This is a genomic window from Pontibacter sp. MBLB2868, assembly GCF_051904785.1.
In the GTDB taxonomy this organism is placed as follows: domain Bacteria; phylum Bacteroidota; class Bacteroidia; order Cytophagales; family Hymenobacteraceae; genus Pontibacter.
This window is the reverse complement of record NZ_CP196710.1, coordinates 1660445-1677519: the sequence shown is the minus strand read 5'-3', so window position 1 is coordinate 1677519 and position 17075 is coordinate 1660445. Positions and strand designations below refer to the sequence as shown.

Sequence of the window (17075 nt, the reverse complement as noted above, 5' to 3'; positions counted from 1 at the left end):
TATAAAATTCAGTTACCCTGCTGCCTTAGCAGCATGTACTCCTTTACGATTGGCAGATCAGCTGCGCACCAGTCATAATTTAAAAAGCGGCTTGCCGGTACCCATTCATACCTGAGGTGTTCCGAAAGAAGTACCTTGCCATTCTGAAAATGGCAGATATAAGGGATTAATTCGATCTGCAGCGCCGGGTAAGAATGCTGTACCGGATTCAAGCGTTTTAAAGGACGTATTTCAATATGTAATTCCTCCTTTATTTCACGCAGCAGACATTCTTTTTCTGATTCTCCTGATTCTACTTTTCCTCCCGGAAACTCCCACTGCAGGGGCTGTGACATCTGCTCGCTACGTTGCGTGATCAGGACAAAGCCGTCGCGCTCAATAATGGCACACACTACCCGTATCAGCCTGTTTCTGGGTTTTTGCATTTTATGCTAAGTAACTTTAACAGGATTTACTGATTTTAAGGGACTTTCAAGCACATAAAAAGCATATCCTAAAGAAACACAAAACGCCTGGTTTAGCAATAGGTTTGTTGAATCGGGAACTAAGCCAAAATAGATGATCTGAATAAGGAAAATATGATAGGATGCTTTTCCTAAACGAGCCAGCAGTTTAAGTATAGATGTGTTCGAACTTTCCGGAAGAAGAGCCAGCCCCATCAATGTTAATAGTGCCGCATACCCGAATGACATAAAATTCTGCAGAAGCCAGTCAGCCCTGAAATATTTGATCTCGAAACTGGTATAGCTTATAAAGTAAAGATATACTGCTCCTATTGCTCCTGTTGTGACAATTACTGTAATAATTATGCGTTTAAGTGCGGGTTGTAGAAGAAACTGTGCTAGCCAAAAACCATAGGCTACTGCTGTAAAATAGCGGGGGAAAGCAGCGCTGTACAAATAGTTATCCTTATTTAGGGAAGGCAGGGTTTTACACCACAACAGAAAGAGCACCTCAAGCAACAAAAGCACCAATGTGGTCATCCCCGGGTAACGGTAAAGGGAATACCCAATAACAGGTAAAAAAAGAATTGATTGTAGCAGTAAGGTTATAAAGTAATTCCCGCTGCCAGTTACAGGTAGTAAGCCTATCAGTGTTTGTAAACTGAATTCCAGTACATTTTTATGGAAAACTACCTGCCAGGTTAACCCTAATATATAAGAACTTAAAAAAATAAGCAGGAAAGGTATTAACAAGCGACCTGCTTTCTTTTCAAAATAATTACCTGTGTAAAGTTGCTCAGGTTTTGGATATTTTCCAGCCATGCTAAGGCCCAAATTCAAACCCATTAATACCATAAATACAGGTACGGCTTGCCAAATATGATACGCAGCGTAAAATTGATAAAGTTCCTTTTTAGGTAAAGAATGAAGCGCAATTACCGCCAAAATAGCCAGTCCCTTTAGTACATCGATCTGTTGATAATGCTTCTTCATAAACGGATGATCATCACAAGATATATGCTTGATATTAAGTTAATTATAGCTTGCGAAAGACTGGCTTAAATTGGATTAATATCTTAAACGTTTCAAATAGAGTATATAAAAGCAATTGCACTGGTAACTATGGCTTTAAGTTTAAACTATAAATTCTTACTATTAGCGTGCCTTATCTCAGCGTTGGCTTCGGCTGTATTAAACACTGTTGTTGTAAATATAGTGTTTTCTGGCTATAAACTTATCCCGGTTTGGGGGCAGCAAAGTGTGGCAAGCTATCTGTTTACCTCCAGCATTATTACAAACTTTATACTTGTTTGGGTAGTTACCAAGTCAACCCGTAAAGCGCTAAGCGCAAAGCATATCTTACCGCTGCACTGGCATTTGAAGAGTCAGACTTTAGTTGATCGTTTACCGGCTAGAACAGCAATGCGATCTTTTATTTTAGCTGTAGCCAGTTGCCTGATGACAGCATATACACTATACCTGCTGGGGCTGAAAGGGTTTAACGCCTTTTACCGTTCAGAATTTTATACTTTTAACCTGGTTTACTTCTCTATTCAATCTGCAGCTATAGCAGTGATGGCAATTTACCGGGCAATGGGAGATAACGTAATGGAGCAGTATAATTTACAGTAAACATAAAAGCACATCCGTTTCGGATGTGCTTTTATGTTTACTGTCAGCTCTTGCTATTTTAACTTTTCCTTCAGTATCTCAAACTCTACTGTTGGCGAAATACGCTCATAAAGTATAAGATAGACAGCTTTTGTAATTGGCATGTCTACTCCGAGCTTTTTATTAAGTTCATATATGCTTTGCACAGCATAATACCCCTCTGCTACCATGTTCATCTCTACCTGCGCAGATTTTACCGTATAACCCCGCCCGATCATATTTCCGAAAGTACGGTTACGGCTAAACTGCGAATAAGCTGTTACTAGTAAGTCTCCTAAATAAGCAGAACCACTAAGGTCACGGTGAATAGGCATAATGGCATCTAAAAACCTTTCAATCTCAAACATAGCGTTTGAAACCAGTACAGCCTGAAAATTGTCGCCATAGTTCAGGCCGCGGGCTATGCCGCAAGCCAGCGCTATGATATTCTTCATGACAGCACAGTATTCTATACCATCCAGATCATCGAGTGGGTTAGCTTTTACATAACGGTTGCGCAGCAATTCACAGAAGCGTTCCGCTGTTGGCAGGTCATGGGAGCCGATGGTAAGGTAAGACTGCTTTTCAAGAGCAACCTCCTCCGCGTGGCATGGTCCAGCAATTACCAACTGGTGCGTATTGGGCACCTGAAAATTGCGCTCCATATAATCCGTGATAAGGATGTTCTCACTAGGGATCATGCCTTTTACAGCGGAAACTACAACTTTGTCTTTGAAAGCATGTTCTGGTAAACCGGCAAGTGCCTGCTGCACGAATGCGGCAGGCACTGCGAGTATTACCCAATCTGCGGCAGCCAGAACGGCCTCTATATCTGACGATGGCTTTACAAAATCCAGGTCAAAGGAAACGCCGCTTAAATAGCGTGGATTATGCTTATAATTGATAAGGTGCTGCACATCATTTTTATTGCGCATCCACCAATGTATCTGTGACTTGTTCTCAGAGAGGATCTTAACCAGGGCTGTTGCCCAGCTGCCTCCTCCTAAAACGGCTACTTTTTCCAAATCGGGTATTCTTAATCTTCTTGTGTATCAGCGGCTATAGCAGCCTTGTTAAGTGTTTCAGCATCTTTTACAGCTACTTTAGCGCCGTCCTTTAATGTTTTTGATACGGCTCTGAAAGGACCAGATACTACTTTCTGGCCAGGCTTCAGCCCACTTAAGATCTGAATATTCTCAAAATCACTGATGCCGGTCTTAACTTTCACGGTTTCGACTGTGTTGTTATCGCTATTGTATAAGAAAACAACCTCTTCCACTTGTACCGGTGCCTTTGGTTTATTCTCATCCTCTTGTGGCTGATTCTCCTCTTCTTTTACTGTAGCCTCTACGTTACCGGGCATGTCCGTTGATCGGGTCGTTACAGCTGATAAAGGCACCGATAATACTCCTGATTTTTTCTCAGTTATAATGTCTACAGAAGCCGTCATGCCTGGTCTGAAAGGGCGGGAGTTTGATTCTGCAAGATGGCTGTAAGAGTCGTTTAACAAGCGGATACGCACCTCAAATTCAGTTACAGCTTCTAAGGATGTTGCATCTTTAGCCGTATTGGCAATTGAAGTAACCACGCCTTTAAACTTCTCGTCTTTGCTGGCATAGGAGTCTACCTCAACAATAACAGAGTCGCCTAAAGCTACACGTATGATATCATTCTCATTCACGTTCACACGAACTTCCATGTTGTTTAAGTTGGCGATGCGCATGATCTCAGTACCAGCCATCTGTGATGTTCCAACCACACGCTCTCCGCGCTCCACATTTAACTTGGATACAATGCCGCTAACCGGGGCATAAATAGTTGTTTTATTCAGGTTTTCACGGGCATCCTTTAAAGAGGCCTGTGCATTCTGAATATTATATTCTGATGCCCTGACACTCTGGCGCAATGATTCTACCTCTTGCCTGGCAGACTCATAAGAAGCAGCAATCTGTTGCCATTCTGCCTGAGATATTACCTTTTGCTCAAAAAGTGCTTTATTACGATCGTAGTTCTGTTTTGCCTGTGTCAGGTTTGCCTGTGCCTGCGCCAGTCTGGCCTTCGTTTGAGCCAGGTTAGCCCGTGCAGAGTTTACACTTGCCTGTTGCGCATCTACAAACGACTGGTAGTTATCCGGGCGAATACGCAGCAATAGTTGTCCTTTTACAACAGAATCACCTTCCTCCACATTCAGCTCAATGATCTCACCAGACACGTCCGGGCTAATTTTAACTTCCGTTTCTGGCTGGATCTTACCTGATGCACTAACTTTTTCTACGATATCAGCTTCTTTTGCTTCGGAGAGAACAACTTCAGTTCCTTCCTCTTTACCCAGCCACCCAGCTTTTTTAGCTACAATAATTCCTACTATTAAAATAATTAGTACGCCGACCAGGATGGGGATCAGCTTAGATTTTTTCTTTGCCATAGTTCTATAGGGAGATGTCTTTTCCTTGATAAAAGTCTAATAATTTTAGCTTAAATGTGTATTCGTATTTTGCCTGAATTAAACTGGATTGAGCGCTTCGATAGGTGTTAGCAATTATATTAAAGTCTACTGTATTGATAACACCGCTGTTGAGTCTTAATTCTGCATTCCTGAAATTCTTTTCCGCGGCACGAACCTGCTCTTTGGCAGCTATATATTTTCGTTGAGCAGCCAGTGCATCAACATAAGCCTGCTGAATGGTCTGGCGGAGGCTGTTTCGGGCAATATCAGCATTTAATTGAGCGTTTTGTTGCGAGATCTTGGCGCGCTGAACATTAATACGTGCCTGTAGCCCGTTGAATACAGGCACCTGCAAGGTAAAACCTAATTGTTTACCTATGCCATCCTTTAATTGATCAAAGAAGGGATAATCCTCTTTTCTAAAGGTGGTAGTTGGTGTATAGATAACAAATGGATTTGTACCCTCAGAATCTGTAAACCCAAGAGCTCTTTCTTCTAAAGCGCCACTTTCAGGAAACTGAAACGCTCTTGCACTTGAGTAAAACGTATTTATACCTGCGCCAAAATTAAGACGAGGATAATAGGCTCCTCTGGCAACGTCTAGTGATTTGGCAGCGCTTAACACGCGCAGGTCAGCACTTTGAATAGATGGAAGTGTCTGCACGGCAACATCATATATCTGCGCAGGGTTCTCAATAACGGGAGCCTGATCCGGTTCAGGTATTTCAGGTATAACGATCTGGAAGTTATCCGTCTGCTCTAAATTAAGTAGGTTAATGAGATTTACACGTGATACATCACGTTGATTTTGAGCAGTGATAAGATTTAGTTCATCTGAAGCCAGTTGCGACTCAAGGTCCAATACGGCATTTTCTGCCACGCTTCCTGCTTTAAATAAAATGCGGGTGCGGTCAAGTTGTTGTCTGGTTGTATTACGCTGCAGATCCGAAGTTTTAATTAGTTCTTCAGCGAAAAGCACATTTAAATATGTTGTTATGATCTGAACTATGATATCGTTCTGTCTTGAAAGTACATCTTTTTCACTTGCCTGCACCTCCAATTCATTCTGTTTTATTCTGTTAATCTGCTGCAAACCCATGAACAAAGGCACTGATGTACTCAACCCAAAGTTGTTCGTACGGTTTTGCTCAGATCTTAATTCATAAGTTGTCTGGTCTATATACGTACCAAAGTTATGATTCTGTGAAGCACTGCCGTTTATACTTGGCAACCTGGAGAAACGTGACTGCTTAAGGTCTGCTTCAGCTAAACCGAGGTTTAACTGCGACTGTTTTACCTGCAGGTTATTTTGGATGGCATAGTTAATAGCCTCTTCCAGCGACCAAACATTATCATTTCCGGAACCCTGTTGCTGGGCCATCGCACCTGTAGCCCCTGCCAGAGACAAACCCAGGGCAAGCAATAATTTTTTAGGCAGTTTTTTCATAGGTTTTATTATTAAAGATCTATGTTTGGGATGTACACCACGTGTTTCACCCAGCTTAATTGCTTCAGATACTCTAACGTAATGGGCTTTATGCCCGAATCCATTTCTATAAATTGTCTCGCCAGTTCATTGCGACCTTTACGAGAAACGCTCATGGTGGCAATATTACAATCGTCGTGCGCTAGCACAGACGCAATAAAAGCAATGCTCCCTCTTACATCACTGGCATCAATGATAAGGGTATGTAAGGTAGCCGAAAAACTGGCCGTAAAGCCATCAACTTCTACAATGTTGATCACGCCACCTCCCCTGCTCTGGCCCACCACCTCAACTTCTCTGTCTCCGGCCTTCAGGTTTAATTTAATGGTATTAGGATGCATCGTTGATGCGTTCCCTACAGATTTGAAAGCATACTTCAGACCGCGCTCTGCCGCATAGTCAAAAGCTTCTTTTATGCGTTTGTCGTCTGTTTTAAAATCAAGCAGGCCAGCTACAATTGCTCTGTCACTGCCATGGCCCTCATAAGTACGGGCAAAGGAGTTGTAAAAAGTAATGATCGCTTCTTCAGGAGCAGCACCCAGAATACGAATTGCGGCGCGAGCAATGCGCACAACGCCTGCTGTATGTGAACTTGAAGGGCCAATCATAACCGGACCAATCATATCAAAAACGCTACTTTTCTCAGCCATAGAGAGTTATAAATCGATAAGATATCGTAAAAACCAAATTTAGCAATTAACTGCAAGTTTTGCAGTATAAGCGCCCTAAATTAGCTTTATTTATACAAACTATGGTTTTTATTCTACTAATCGGCTAATGAGTTCCATTAAGTTTAATGGTATATTTATTCTGCTCCCTATTTAGGTTACCCGAATCCGGCATTTAGAATACCTGTGTACCGGTGATTTTTCATCCAATATATATCAGAGGCTCCTTAAAAATATTTAAATTTGCATTATCTATGCAGATTACTCAACTGAATAACCGGACCGTATATGGAGCATTATTTTAAACCTGAAGTGCTTGAACAGCTCAAGAGGCTGGAGGAAAAATATGTTCCCCTGGGGCAGGACCTGGCAGCTTACCTGGAGGGTTTGTTTTATAACAAGTTCCTTAATTATTGGGATTACATACACCTCGATACCTTACTAAGTCTTCAGAACCCACGTACAAACCTTCCTGATGAAAAGATATTCATCATGTATCATCAGATCACTGAGCTTTATTTTAAACTTTGCCTGGAGGAGTTTAAGCAAATAGGTGATGATAAGGAAATTACCCTCGACATGTTTATCCGTCGCTTGAAACGTATAAACCGCTATTTCGAGAACCTGATCAATTCTTTTGATGTGATGGTAGACGGGATGGACCCTAAGCAGTTCCTGCAATTCCGGATGGCTCTGATGCCTGCCAGTGGTTTTCAGTCTGCCCAATATCGCATGGTGGAGATCGCCTCAACTGACCTTCGTAATCTCGTTGCTAAAGATAAACGTGCAGCCCTGGGCTTACAAAGTACGCACGAGGAAATGATCGGATGTATATACTGGAAAGAAGGAGCAACAGAAGTAGCTTCCGGCGCTAAAACATTAACGCTGCTCCAGTTTGAGGAAAAATATACCGATCAGCTGATTCAGTTTGCAAAGGAGTACCAGCATAAAAATGTATGGAGCGTTTATCAGCGGCTGCCGGAGGAGGAGCAACAGGATCCTAAATTGCTTAAAGCAATGCGTGAACTGGATGCCAATGTAAACGTAAACTGGCCGCTCATGCACTATAAATCTGCTGTCCGTTACCTGCAGCGCGATCCCGAAATTATTGCAGCTACTGGCGGAACAAACTGGCAGAAGTATCTGCCTCCAAAATTTCAGAAACGCATTTTTTACCCGGAGCTATACTCTGAACAGGAAATAAATGAGTGGGGAAAAGGCTGGGTTGAAAAGGTTTTAAACGGGGAGATTTAGTTTTTTAAACCAGGCAGACGTCTTTGTTATATAAGCCAGGTTTAATTTTACATTGCCCCCGCTGTGAGTTTATAAAGATTATAAAAAAGTAACCTGAAAGCATAATCGAACTAGTAAGATACTTCACTTGTTCTGATTCAGCTATTAAGATATTATTCCCATCATTTTCTAAGGTTTAAGGCTAACTACCTTACCCATTGCACATGAATAAAAAAGAACTAGACCTGGTTTTAGCGCCAGAGATTGCGTTTGATGCGCAACAACTTGAGCATGAACTATTAAAAAGTGCTCAGGTAAATTCTGAAGATGTCAGTTTTGTTCATCGAATTAAACGCTCGATAGATGCACGCGGCCGCCAGGTTTTGGTGCGCGTAAGGGCTGATGTTTACCTGCAATCCCCACCTTCAGATATTATTTCGCCCACATATCAGTATGCTGATGTGAGCCATAAACCCGCTGTGATCATAGTGGGTGCAGGTCCGGCGGGTTTATTTGCTGCCCTCAGATGCATTGAATTAGGGCTGAAGCCCATTGTGCTGGAGCGCGGTAAAGATGTGCGGAGCAGGCGCAGAGACCTTGCAGCTATAAACAAGGAGCATACGGTTAATCCTGATTCTAATTATTGCTTTGGTGAGGGCGGTGCCGGCACTTATTCTGATGGAAAACTCTATACCCGCTCTAAAAAGCGTGGTGACTTGCAGCGCATACTTCAAATACTGGTACAGCATGGTGCTACCCCTGATATTTTGTTTGACGCCCATCCGCACATCGGTACAAATAAACTTCCTAAGATCATCGAAGAAATTCGGGAGACTATCCGGGCTGCAGGTGGCGAGGTTTTATTTGAAAAGCGGGTATCGGATTTTATAATAACTCAGAACCAAATGCGTGGCGTGGTTACGCATGATGGATTTGAATATGCTGGTGAAGCAGTTATACTTGCTACCGGCCATAGTGCCCGCGATATATTTGAACTGCTCTATGCAAAAGGCGTGATAATTGAGGCAAAGCCATTTGCCATGGGCGTTCGGGTTGAGCATCAGCAAAGCCTGATAGATAGTATTCAGTATAAGTGTGCCGACAGAGGACCTTATTTGCCTGCTTCTTCGTATGCGCTGGTGCACCAAACGCATTACAAGAACCGTCAACGTGGTATTTTCTCGTTCTGCATGTGTCCGGGGGGGTTTATTGTACCTTCTGCCACAGCTCCTGGCGAAGTAGTGGTAAATGGCATGTCGCCCAGCCGCCGGGATTCCCGTTTCTCAAATTCTGGTATTGTTGTGGCCATTGAGCTTGAAGATATGGAAACAGCTAAGTATGGCGCATTAGCCGGACTGCGGATGCAGCAGGCGTTGGAGCAGAAAGCATGCGCTATGGCTGGCGGAACACAAGCAGCACCAGCTCAGTTATTACAGGATTTTACGAAGCAGAAAACAGGTGCCAGTTTGTTGGATACTTCTTACCAGCCAGGACTGGTATCAGTGGACATGAACGAATTGTTTTCTGATGAAATGGCCTATCGTTTACGTGATGGGTTTAAAGCTTTTGGAGGTAAAATGCGGGGCTATCTAACCAATGAGGCCCAGATTGTAGGGGTAGAAAGCAGAACCTCCTCTCCTGTAAGGATTCCCCGTGACCGAGACACGCTGGAGCACGTGCAGGTAAAGGGCTTGTATCCTTGCGGTGAAGGAGCTGGATATGCAGGCGGAATTGTTTCTGCAGCAATGGATGGTGAACGCTGTGCCGAAATGATAGCAGCCAACATAAAGCACGTAGTATAAAAGACGTTTTATTTGCTATAGTATTTAAGGCGGATAAACAGTGTTTGTAACGTTGCAGGTCCTTTTCCAGTTTATACTTTAATAATAGCTTAAGATAAAATGAAAAAAACTGTTGTTTTAGGTGCTACCGATAATCCTTCCCGTTATGCTTACAAAGCTGTTCACAGGCTACAGCAACACGGCCATGAGGTAGTGCCTGTCGGAATAAAAAAATCAGAAGTTGGTGGTAAGCCTATTATTACTGACCTGGAAGAGAAAGTTGAAGGAGTGGATACGGTAACTTTGTACGTTGGTCCTCAGAATCAGCCTTACTGGTATGATTATATCCTCTCATTAAATCCAAAGCGTATTATTTTTAATCCCGGCACCGAGAATCATGAGTTGGAACGTATGGCAGCTGACGCCAATATTGAAACACTCCACCATTGCACACTCGTGATGCTGGCAACAGATAGTTACTAGTTAAAAAAAATTTCAGAAGGTATAACCTCCTAAAATTCGGAACGTATAAAATACTAGAAATAAGCAGATGGCATTTGTTGTCTATGCTAACAAGGAAGGGATCCGATCAGGATCCCTTCTTTATTTTAGGTATACCAGTTAAAACAAGCAGGGCCTCCCCAAATTTGGGGAGGCCCTGCTTGTTTATTACCTTAAAACTTATTTTTAAAGTTTACTCTCTTTTGATTGACCATCATGCATATCTTCTTCATCCTGATCTTCCATCATGTGGCGCATGTTTGACGCAAGCGCCATGTCAGGCATTATGTTGGAACTGGAAGTTTGCAGCTTATTCTTTAAGCCGGATACAACTCTGGATTCTCCATTCATTAGTGCATCGTACCCGTCTTTAGCTACTTCATCAGGCTCTGATAAACTGCCATTCGCAGCACGTGTATGCGCTGCACCTGCTCTTCTGAAGAACATGGTGTTGCTTGCGCCAGGGCAAAGTGCGGTCACGGTGATACCGGTGTCTTTTAATTCATTTGTCAATGCTTCTGAAAAAGATAGCATAAACGCTTTAGTGGCTCCATAAATGGTCATCAGCGGCGAAGGCATAAATGAAACAACAGAAGCCATATTCAAGATCTTACCTTCTCCCCTTTTTCGCATATCTTGTAAGAACAGTTTTGTGAGTTCAACAGGGGTATTCATATTTAACTGCATAATCGCTTTTTCACGTTCCAGGTCTGTTTCATAGAAAAAACCGTGAACACCTGCTCCAGCGTTATTTATTAGGATGTCAACATGAATGCCACTCTTTTTTACTTCATCATATACTTCTTTAGGCGCTTCCGGTCTTGACAGATCAGAGGTAATGATGCACACGTGTTCCAGTTGATGTTCTTCCTGAAGTTGGTAACCTAATTTTCTAAGCCTTTCTGTACTACGAGCCACTAAAATGAGGTTATATCCATCTTGAGCAAAAAGTTTTGCAAACTCCATCCCGAAGCCATTAGAAGCACCGGTTATCAATACCGTTTTTCCTTTGTTTTCTGCGTTCATTGTTTTCATAGTTATGTTAAGTAATCCTGATATTTCGTCAGAATGATTTATATATGTACCAGTGTGCACAACAATAGGTTACTTCTCAAAGAGCAGCGATTGAAATGGGTATACTTTTTTATAGGTGATCGTGAGATTTATTTAGCCGGTGAGGTTAAGTTATTTACTGCTTCCATTTTATGGATTTCGAGCTAAAAAAATCACTTTCCTACAACATCGTGTCGTTATTGAAATATATTATGTCTACCTTTTCTTTATAAGCTACAGCATATGAAAGATTCAGTTATATCTGTTCGTGAACTACAAGTTTCCGATGTAGAGGAAATTTTAAAGTATTGGTTTGAATCTGATAATGACCACCTGATTAGTATGGGGGTAGATTTGAATAAGATGCCGGATAAAGCTGAGTTTGAAAAAATGCTTCTCTCACAGATCGATCAGGCCTATAACGAAAAGCAGTCTTATTGCTTGATCTGGCTGCTTAACAATAAACCAGTCGGGCATTCAAATGTGAATAGAATAAAATATGGGGAAGAGGCTTACATGCACCTCCACATATGGAATGCTGGTATCAGAAGGCAAGGTTTAGGGAAAGAACTGGTTAAAATGACACTCCCCTTTTTCTTCGATAATCTAAAACTTAAGAAGCTATACTGTGAGCCTTACGCGCTCAATCCGGCCCCAAACAAAACATTGGAAAAGGTGGGTTTTAACTTTATAAAAGAATATACCACTATTCCTGGTTCACTTAACTTTGAACAGAAGGTTATCCGTTGGGAGTTAACCCATCTAGCTTACAAGGCTTTAAAATCTGATTGAAACTTCCTTGCAAGCATCAAACATTCATTGTTTCAGGACTCCCTTCTTAACACTTCAAGTGGCGGTCTGTTTAAGATGCTTCGGCTGTTTAACATACCTATAAAAACAGTTAAAACAGTTATACCCAGAAATACAGGAAGCAGTGGCGTGAGGTCTGGTACAAAGGCCACTTCAAAGCTGAAAACGGCTAATGCCCAGCTTGCTCCTACTGCCAGGATTACCCCTGTTCCTGCGGCCAATGCTCCCAGTAACAAGTATTCGAAAGCATTTATACCCAGTATCTGGCGACGACTTGCACCCAACGTACGTAGCAGCACACTCTCCTGTACCCTTTGATACTTACTATTGTTGATAGACCCGATAAGGACCAGCAATCCGGTACTTATACTGAAAAGGGCCATAAAGCGAATTACAAACGATATCTTACCTAAAATATCATCCAGCGTTTCGAGTATAAGGCCAAGGTCAATGGCAGAAACATTAGGGAATTGGTGTACCAGTGTTTGTTGAAATTTAGCTGCCTGCTGATCTGTGTCTGTGCGGGTCATGAGCACATGGAACTGTGGCGCTTCTTCCAGGATGCCTTTCGGGAAAAGTACCAGGAAGTTAGTTTGAACACGGTTCCATTCCACTTCACGCAGGTTTGCAACAACGGTTGGCACCATTGCCCCCTGCACATTAAAGATCAAGGTGTCACCAACTTCTACTTTAAGCCTTTCAGCGTATTTTTCTTCAATAGAGATAGGAACAGGCTTATTTGTGTCCGTTACTACCCCCTGCCATTCTCCTGCAACGCTTTTCTCAGTATCTATCAGAGAGTCACGATAGGTTACCCTGTATTCCCGTGTAAAAGTCCAGTCTGGGATACCGAGAGTAGTGTCCTTTCTGACATCGGCAGCGGTCAAACCATTGATCTCTTCTAAACGCATGGTTACAACCGGTACAGACTGTAGGATTGGTAAACCCTGGGCTTTTGTAAAATCGGTTACTGCTTCTTTCTGACTACTTTGTATATCAAATAAAACCAGGTTTGGCTGGTTCTCACTCCCTGCAAAGGCCACTTCGCTTAGCAGGATGCGTTGCATCAGAAAAAGCGTGGCAATTAGGGCTGTACCTAAACCAATGGACACTGTTAGCAATAGGGTCTGGTTGTTTGGCCTGTATAAGTTTGCCAGACTTTGGCGCCAGACATAGCCCCAACGTACCGGAAAAAACTTCTTCACAATCCACATCATCAGTCGCGCAATAAGAGCCAGAATGACAAAGGCTACCAATACGCCACCCGTAAAAGCCAGTGCCCGAAGCCAGGTACCCAATTGGAAGTAAGAGAAAATTAGAATAAAGGCCAGAATGAGAAAGTATACTCCCCACCGCAGTTTATCTCTGCCAGAAGCCACGTGTTCTATACCTGCCCGCAAGGTAATGAGCGGCGAAATATTACGGATAGACAAAAGCGGAAGCAACGCAAATAGTACTGCTACGACAAGGCCAATCGCAATGCCCTGCATTATTGCAGACCAGGAGACGGCAACTGTCACCTCTACTGGTAGGAAAGATTTAAACAATTCTGGCAGATAAAGCTGAATAAGACTGCCAAGTATAGCGCCAACAATGGATCCTATCAGTCCCATGGCCATTACCTGGAACAGGTACACCAAGAAAGCCTGTTTGCCACTCATCCCCAGGCAACGCAAAACACCAATTGTAGGCAACTTTTCACGGATGTAGATATGCACTGCACTTGCAACACCCACACATCCTAATAGCAAGGCTACAAAGCCAACCAGTGCCAGGAAGCGCGCCAGGTCCTCGTAAGATTTGCCTGTACTTTCTTTGCGGCTTTCTATAGTGTCATATCCAAAACCAGCTTCTTCCAGGCGTGGCTCCAGCTTTTTTACCAACTTGTCCGGATCAGTGTTCTGGGGGAGTTTATAATAATGATAGAAACTGATGCGGCTTCCCCTCTGCAGTAAACCTGTTTCATCCAGGTAGCGGCGCGGAATATAAACGGCAGGAGCAATCGTTGCAGTCATTGCAGACTGCCCGGGAATTTTGTGCAGAGCACCGGCTATTTCAAAGGTCTGGTTGCCAATTTTTATCGAGTCACCAGGTTTGGTATTGTATTGGAGCAGCAATGTATGGTCTACCAGTGCTTGCCTCCCCTCCTTTCGGAATGTTTTGCTGGCACTTGCAGGTTCGGTTTCAATGGCACCATAATACGGAAATCCCCCATCTTCCAGGGCCCGCACCTGCACCAGCCTTGTGCCTTGGGTAGCCTTAAAGAGTACCATGGATACAAAACGCACTTCGTCAGATCGGTCACCGCCGGTTCCAATAGAATCCAATAAGGCCTGCATCTTAGGATCGATCTCCTTGTTGGCTGCAATTACCAGGTCAGCTCCGATCAGGGATTTTGCCTGGTTATCGATGTCGGTCCGAAGATTATCAGAAAAGGAATTTATAGCTACCAGTGCCGCTATGCCCAACACAATGGATGAGATAAACAAGGCTAGCCGCCCACGGTTGCGGCGACTATCACGCCATGCCATTTTAAGCAGCCAGGGCAGGTTTAAAGATCTTTTAGTAGTAGGTCGGATGAGGACGTCGGACACGTGCAGTTGGTTTGTATGAGTGAATAAGCGGATTTAAAAATGCTTATAATGTACCTGTAATTTTGATTTTTTCATCAGACACAATGGTACCGCCTTTAATACGTATGATACGATCAGTTTTTTCAGCTAACTCCAGGTCATGTGTAACTAACACAAGCGTTGTACCGGCTTCGCGATTGAGATCGAACAGGAGATTTTCTACGCGCTGACCGGTTTCTTCATCAAGGTTTCCTGTTGGTTCATCAGCAAAAAGTATACTTGGCCTGTTAGAAAAAGCCCTTGCCAGTGAAACACGTTGCTGTTCGCCACCTGATAATTGAGTCGGGTAGTGATCATGCCGCTCTGCCAGGCCAACACGCGTCAACAGCTCCATTGCCTGGCTATGCACGTTACGCTCTCCCCGAAGTTCCAGCGGAACCATTACGTTTTCAAGGGCCGTGAGAGTAGGGATGAGCTGGAAATTTTGAAAAATAAAACCCACATACTGGTTTCGAACCTGTGCCCTTTCATCTTCTGAGAGGTTATCTAATTTTATACCGTTTAATACAACAGAGCCAGATGTTGCTCTGTCAAGTCCGGCGCAAAGACCCAGAAGGGTCGTTTTACCGCTACCGGAAGGGCCCACGATGGCACAGGTATCACCGGCTTCCAATAAAAAATTAATGTCGTGCAGTACAGTTAAGGGTTTCTCTCCGCTATGGTATATCTTCTGGAGGTTTTGTATATCTAGTATCGTGGACACGGAAATAGTTTAAAGTGGATATATTTGTTGCTAAATACTGTAAAATCAATAACCTGAATGCTGCGTTATAGTTTTACATGGAGTTAAATTTAAGAAACTAAGTCTATTTACAATGATAAGGAAGAATTTTTTCACGCTTTTGACCTTCACCCTTCTTGCCCTCTGCAGCTGTGGCGATATGGAGAACTCTGATACAGCAGGAGGAAAACAAGAGGTAGCAACAGAATCTGGTTCTCAAACCGAAAACACTCAGCATACGCAAACAAAAACCATTCTGTTTTTTGGCAACAGCCTTACCGCAGGTTTGGGGGTAGAGCCTGATCAGGCTTTTCCTGCTTTGATACAAGATCGGATAGATTCATTAGGCTTGCCTTATAAGGTGATAAATGCAGGTGTAAGCGGAGAGACTACTGCTGGTGGTAAAAGCCGCATCAATTGGCTTTTGAAAAACCCTGTTGATGTTTTTGTGCTTGAGTTAGGGGCCAATGATGGCTTACGGGGAATAGACACGGAAGAAACCTATAAAAACCTGCAGACAATTATGGAAAAGGTGCGGGAAAAGAACCCTGATGTTAAAATTATACTTGCCGGTATGCAGATACCACCAAACATGGGGCAAAAGTATACGACCAGATTCCAGAACATTTTTACTGAGCTCGCTGAAAAAGAGGATGTCGCGCTGATCCCATTTTTGCTAGAGGGAGTCGCCGGCCACCCGGACCTGAACCAGGCTGATGGCATCCACCCTACTGTAGAAGGCCAGAAAATAGTTGCTGAAAATGTTTGGGAGGTTTTAGAAAACGAACTTGAACCCGCTGAAGCACTTTAAATATGCCTTGTGTTTGTGCTTGCCCATATTTTGAGAGGCACAAATATCGAAACTGCATCTAATTTACACGGGGCGAAAGGTGTTTTTTTTATACTTTAATTTAAAAATTTGGTGATAATATTTAGTTAATAATCAATTTGTTATAGTCAAAATATCCTTGTTTTTAAAAAATAATAAAGAAATTTACTCTTCTTCAGGCAACCTCTACAGGGCTATCATGCATCTAAGAGGTAAAGAGCAATAAAACGCTCCTAATGCCAGAAATTTAAGTAGACAATTTGATAAACCATTACACAGCGTGTCAGAGTCGGAAGTAATAGCAGGGTGTCAGAAAGCTGACAGTAAAGCGCAGAAGGCGCTTTATGAGCGTTTTGCCTCGCAAATGTATGGCGTATGCTTACGCTACCTGAAAAACGATATGGATGCTGAGGAAGCGCTGTTAAATGGGTTTATGAAGATCTACAAGAACATTGATCGGTTTGAGGCTAAGGGAAGCTTTGAAGGCTGGGTTCGCCGCATTATGGTGAACGAGGCACTTGCTTTTCTGAGAAAGAAAGAGCCACTGCACCTGGCTATTGAAGATAGCCACATTCAGGTGGCTGGTTCACAGGGAGCTGATCAGGATCTGGCAGAAGGAGAACTAATGGAATTGTTGCATTCTTTACCTGCCGGTTACAGGGCTGTTTTTAACCTGTACGCAATAGAAGGATACGCTCATAAGGAAATAGCAGATATGCTCGGGATAACCGAGGGTACTTCCAAATCGCAGTTAAGCAAGGCACGCGCCATGTTGCAACGCAGACTGGAAGGACAAAGTGCTATAGCCGTTTAATATAAGG

Annotated in this window: 16 protein-coding genes; 7 read left to right on the top strand and 9 right to left on the bottom strand. The window is 43.0% G+C overall.

Going from position 1 to position 17075, the window contains the following annotated elements; translation table 11 throughout:
* Positions 1-8: 8 nt before the first annotated feature.
* Together ACSX1A_RS07160 and ACSX1A_RS07155 are read right to left on the bottom strand one after the other, a co-directional pair.
* Entirely contained in the window at positions 9-425 is a 417-nt protein-coding gene (locus ACSX1A_RS07160) for a (deoxy)nucleoside triphosphate pyrophosphohydrolase (protein WP_439882938.1), read from the bottom strand.
* Between the two features lie 6 nt (positions 426-431).
* On the bottom strand, positions 432-1436 hold the full coding sequence (locus ACSX1A_RS07155) for an acyltransferase family protein (protein ID WP_439882937.1): 1005 nt from the start codon (positions 1434-1436) through the stop codon (positions 432-434).
* Positions 1437-1565: 129 nt separating this feature from the next.
* Here ACSX1A_RS07155 and ACSX1A_RS07150 point away from each other — a divergent pair, with 129 nt between their 5' ends.
* Positions 1566-2075 (top strand): hypothetical protein, encoded by a 510-nt coding sequence (locus ACSX1A_RS07150; protein WP_439882936.1) that lies wholly within the window; start codon positions 1566-1568, stop codon positions 2073-2075.
* Positions 2076-2128: 53 nt separating this feature from the next.
* Here ACSX1A_RS07150 and ACSX1A_RS07145 read toward each other — a convergent pair whose 3' ends face one another.
* The 4 genes from ACSX1A_RS07145 to sdaAB are packed head-to-tail and all read right to left on the bottom strand — an operon-like array spanning position 2129 to position 6675.
* Complete coding sequence (locus ACSX1A_RS07145) at positions 2129-3118, bottom strand: NAD(P)H-dependent glycerol-3-phosphate dehydrogenase (RefSeq protein WP_439882935.1); 990 nt, start codon at positions 3116-3118, stop codon at positions 2129-2131.
* Positions 3119-3129: 11 nt separating this feature from the next.
* Positions 3130-4518, bottom strand: a complete 1389-nt coding sequence (locus ACSX1A_RS07140) for an efflux RND transporter periplasmic adaptor subunit (RefSeq protein WP_439882934.1) — start codon at positions 4516-4518, stop codon at positions 3130-3132.
* A gap of 4 nt (positions 4519-4522) precedes the next feature.
* Entirely contained in the window at positions 4523-5986 is a 1464-nt protein-coding gene (locus ACSX1A_RS07135) for a TolC family protein (protein WP_439882933.1), read from the bottom strand.
* Positions 5987-5997: 11 nt separating this feature from the next.
* A complete protein-coding gene (sdaAB, locus tag ACSX1A_RS07130; RefSeq protein ID WP_439882932.1) occupies positions 5998-6675 on the bottom strand; it encodes an L-serine ammonia-lyase, iron-sulfur-dependent subunit beta in 678 nt (225 codons plus the stop codon).
* 306 nt (positions 6676-6981) lie between these two features.
* On the opposite strand from sdaAB, the gene ACSX1A_RS07125 reads away from it, so the two are divergent.
* From ACSX1A_RS07125 to ACSX1A_RS07115, 3 genes are all read left to right on the top strand, one after another.
* Positions 6982-7947, top strand: a complete 966-nt coding sequence (locus ACSX1A_RS07125; protein ID WP_439882931.1) for a tryptophan 2,3-dioxygenase family protein — start codon at positions 6982-6984, stop codon at positions 7945-7947.
* A 203-nt stretch (positions 7948-8150) separates the two neighbouring features.
* Positions 8151-9728, top strand: a complete 1578-nt coding sequence (locus ACSX1A_RS07120; protein WP_439882930.1) for an NAD(P)/FAD-dependent oxidoreductase — start codon at positions 8151-8153, stop codon at positions 9726-9728.
* Between the two features lie 99 nt (positions 9729-9827).
* Entirely contained in the window at positions 9828-10190 is a 363-nt protein-coding gene (locus ACSX1A_RS07115) for a CoA-binding protein (protein ID WP_439882929.1), read from the top strand.
* 204 nt (positions 10191-10394) lie between these two features.
* On the opposite strand, the gene ACSX1A_RS07110 is transcribed toward ACSX1A_RS07115, so the two are convergent.
* Positions 10395-11243, bottom strand: a complete 849-nt coding sequence (locus ACSX1A_RS07110) for an SDR family NAD(P)-dependent oxidoreductase (protein ID WP_439882928.1) — start codon at positions 11241-11243, stop codon at positions 10395-10397.
* Between the two features lie 261 nt (positions 11244-11504).
* On the opposite strand from ACSX1A_RS07110, the gene ACSX1A_RS07105 reads away from it, so the two are divergent.
* Entirely contained in the window at positions 11505-12053 is a 549-nt protein-coding gene (locus ACSX1A_RS07105) for a GNAT family N-acetyltransferase (protein ID WP_439882927.1), read from the top strand.
* Between the two features lie 32 nt (positions 12054-12085).
* Here ACSX1A_RS07105 and ACSX1A_RS07100 read toward each other — a convergent pair whose 3' ends face one another.
* Positions 12086-14665 carry an ABC transporter permease gene (locus tag ACSX1A_RS07100; protein ID WP_439882926.1) on the bottom strand — a complete coding sequence of 860 codons (2580 nt, stop codon included), beginning with the start codon at positions 14663-14665 and terminating at the stop codon, positions 12086-12088.
* A 43-nt stretch (positions 14666-14708) separates the two neighbouring features.
* A complete protein-coding gene (locus ACSX1A_RS07095; protein ID WP_439882925.1) occupies positions 14709-15407 on the bottom strand; it encodes an ABC transporter ATP-binding protein in 699 nt (232 codons plus the stop codon).
* 178 nt (positions 15408-15585) lie between these two features.
* On the opposite strand from ACSX1A_RS07095, the gene ACSX1A_RS07090 reads away from it, so the two are divergent.
* Both ACSX1A_RS07090 and ACSX1A_RS07085 read left to right on the top strand, forming a co-directional pair.
* On the top strand, positions 15586-16236 hold the full coding sequence (locus ACSX1A_RS07090) for an arylesterase (RefSeq protein WP_439882924.1): 651 nt from the start codon (positions 15586-15588) through the stop codon (positions 16234-16236).
* A 298-nt stretch (positions 16237-16534) separates the two neighbouring features.
* Positions 16535-17068 carry an RNA polymerase sigma factor gene (locus ACSX1A_RS07085; RefSeq protein ID WP_439882923.1) on the top strand — a complete coding sequence of 178 codons (534 nt, stop codon included), beginning with the start codon at positions 16535-16537 and terminating at the stop codon, positions 17066-17068.
* Positions 17069-17075 lie beyond the last annotated feature (7 nt).

Bases quoted from the DNA above. Each gene is read 5' to 3' on its own strand.
- ACSX1A_RS07135 (WP_439882933.1), bottom strand. From the start codon at position 5,986: ATGAAAAAACTGCCTAAAAAATTATTGCTTGCCCTGGGTTTGTCTCTG.
- ACSX1A_RS07155 (WP_439882937.1), bottom strand. From the start codon at position 1,436: ATGAAGAAGCATTATCAACAGATCGATGTACTAAAGGGACTGGCTATT.
- sdaAB (WP_439882932.1), bottom strand. From the start codon at position 6,675: ATGGCTGAGAAAAGTAGCGTTTTTGATATGATTGGTCCGGTTATGATT.
- ACSX1A_RS07140 (WP_439882934.1), bottom strand. From the start codon at position 4,518: ATGGCAAAGAAAAAATCTAAGCTGATCCCCATCCTGGTCGGCGTACTA.
- ACSX1A_RS07105 (WP_439882927.1), top strand. From the start codon at position 11,505: ATGAAAGATTCAGTTATATCTGTTCGTGAACTACAAGTTTCCGATGTA.
- ACSX1A_RS07120 (WP_439882930.1), top strand. From the start codon at position 8,151: ATGAATAAAAAAGAACTAGACCTGGTTTTAGCGCCAGAGATTGCGTTT.
- ACSX1A_RS07125 (WP_439882931.1), top strand. From the start codon at position 6,982: ATGGAGCATTATTTTAAACCTGAAGTGCTTGAACAGCTCAAGAGGCTG.
- ACSX1A_RS07110 (WP_439882928.1), bottom strand. From the start codon at position 11,243: ATGAAAACAATGAACGCAGAAAACAAAGGAAAAACGGTATTGATAACC.
- ACSX1A_RS07115 (WP_439882929.1), top strand. From the start codon at position 9,828: ATGAAAAAAACTGTTGTTTTAGGTGCTACCGATAATCCTTCCCGTTAT.
- ACSX1A_RS07160 (WP_439882938.1), bottom strand. From the start codon at position 425: ATGCAAAAACCCAGAAACAGGCTGATACGGGTAGTGTGTGCCATTATT.
- ACSX1A_RS07150 (WP_439882936.1), top strand. From the start codon at position 1,566: ATGGCTTTAAGTTTAAACTATAAATTCTTACTATTAGCGTGCCTTATC.
- ACSX1A_RS07090 (WP_439882924.1), top strand. From the start codon at position 15,586: ATGGAGAACTCTGATACAGCAGGAGGAAAACAAGAGGTAGCAACAGAA.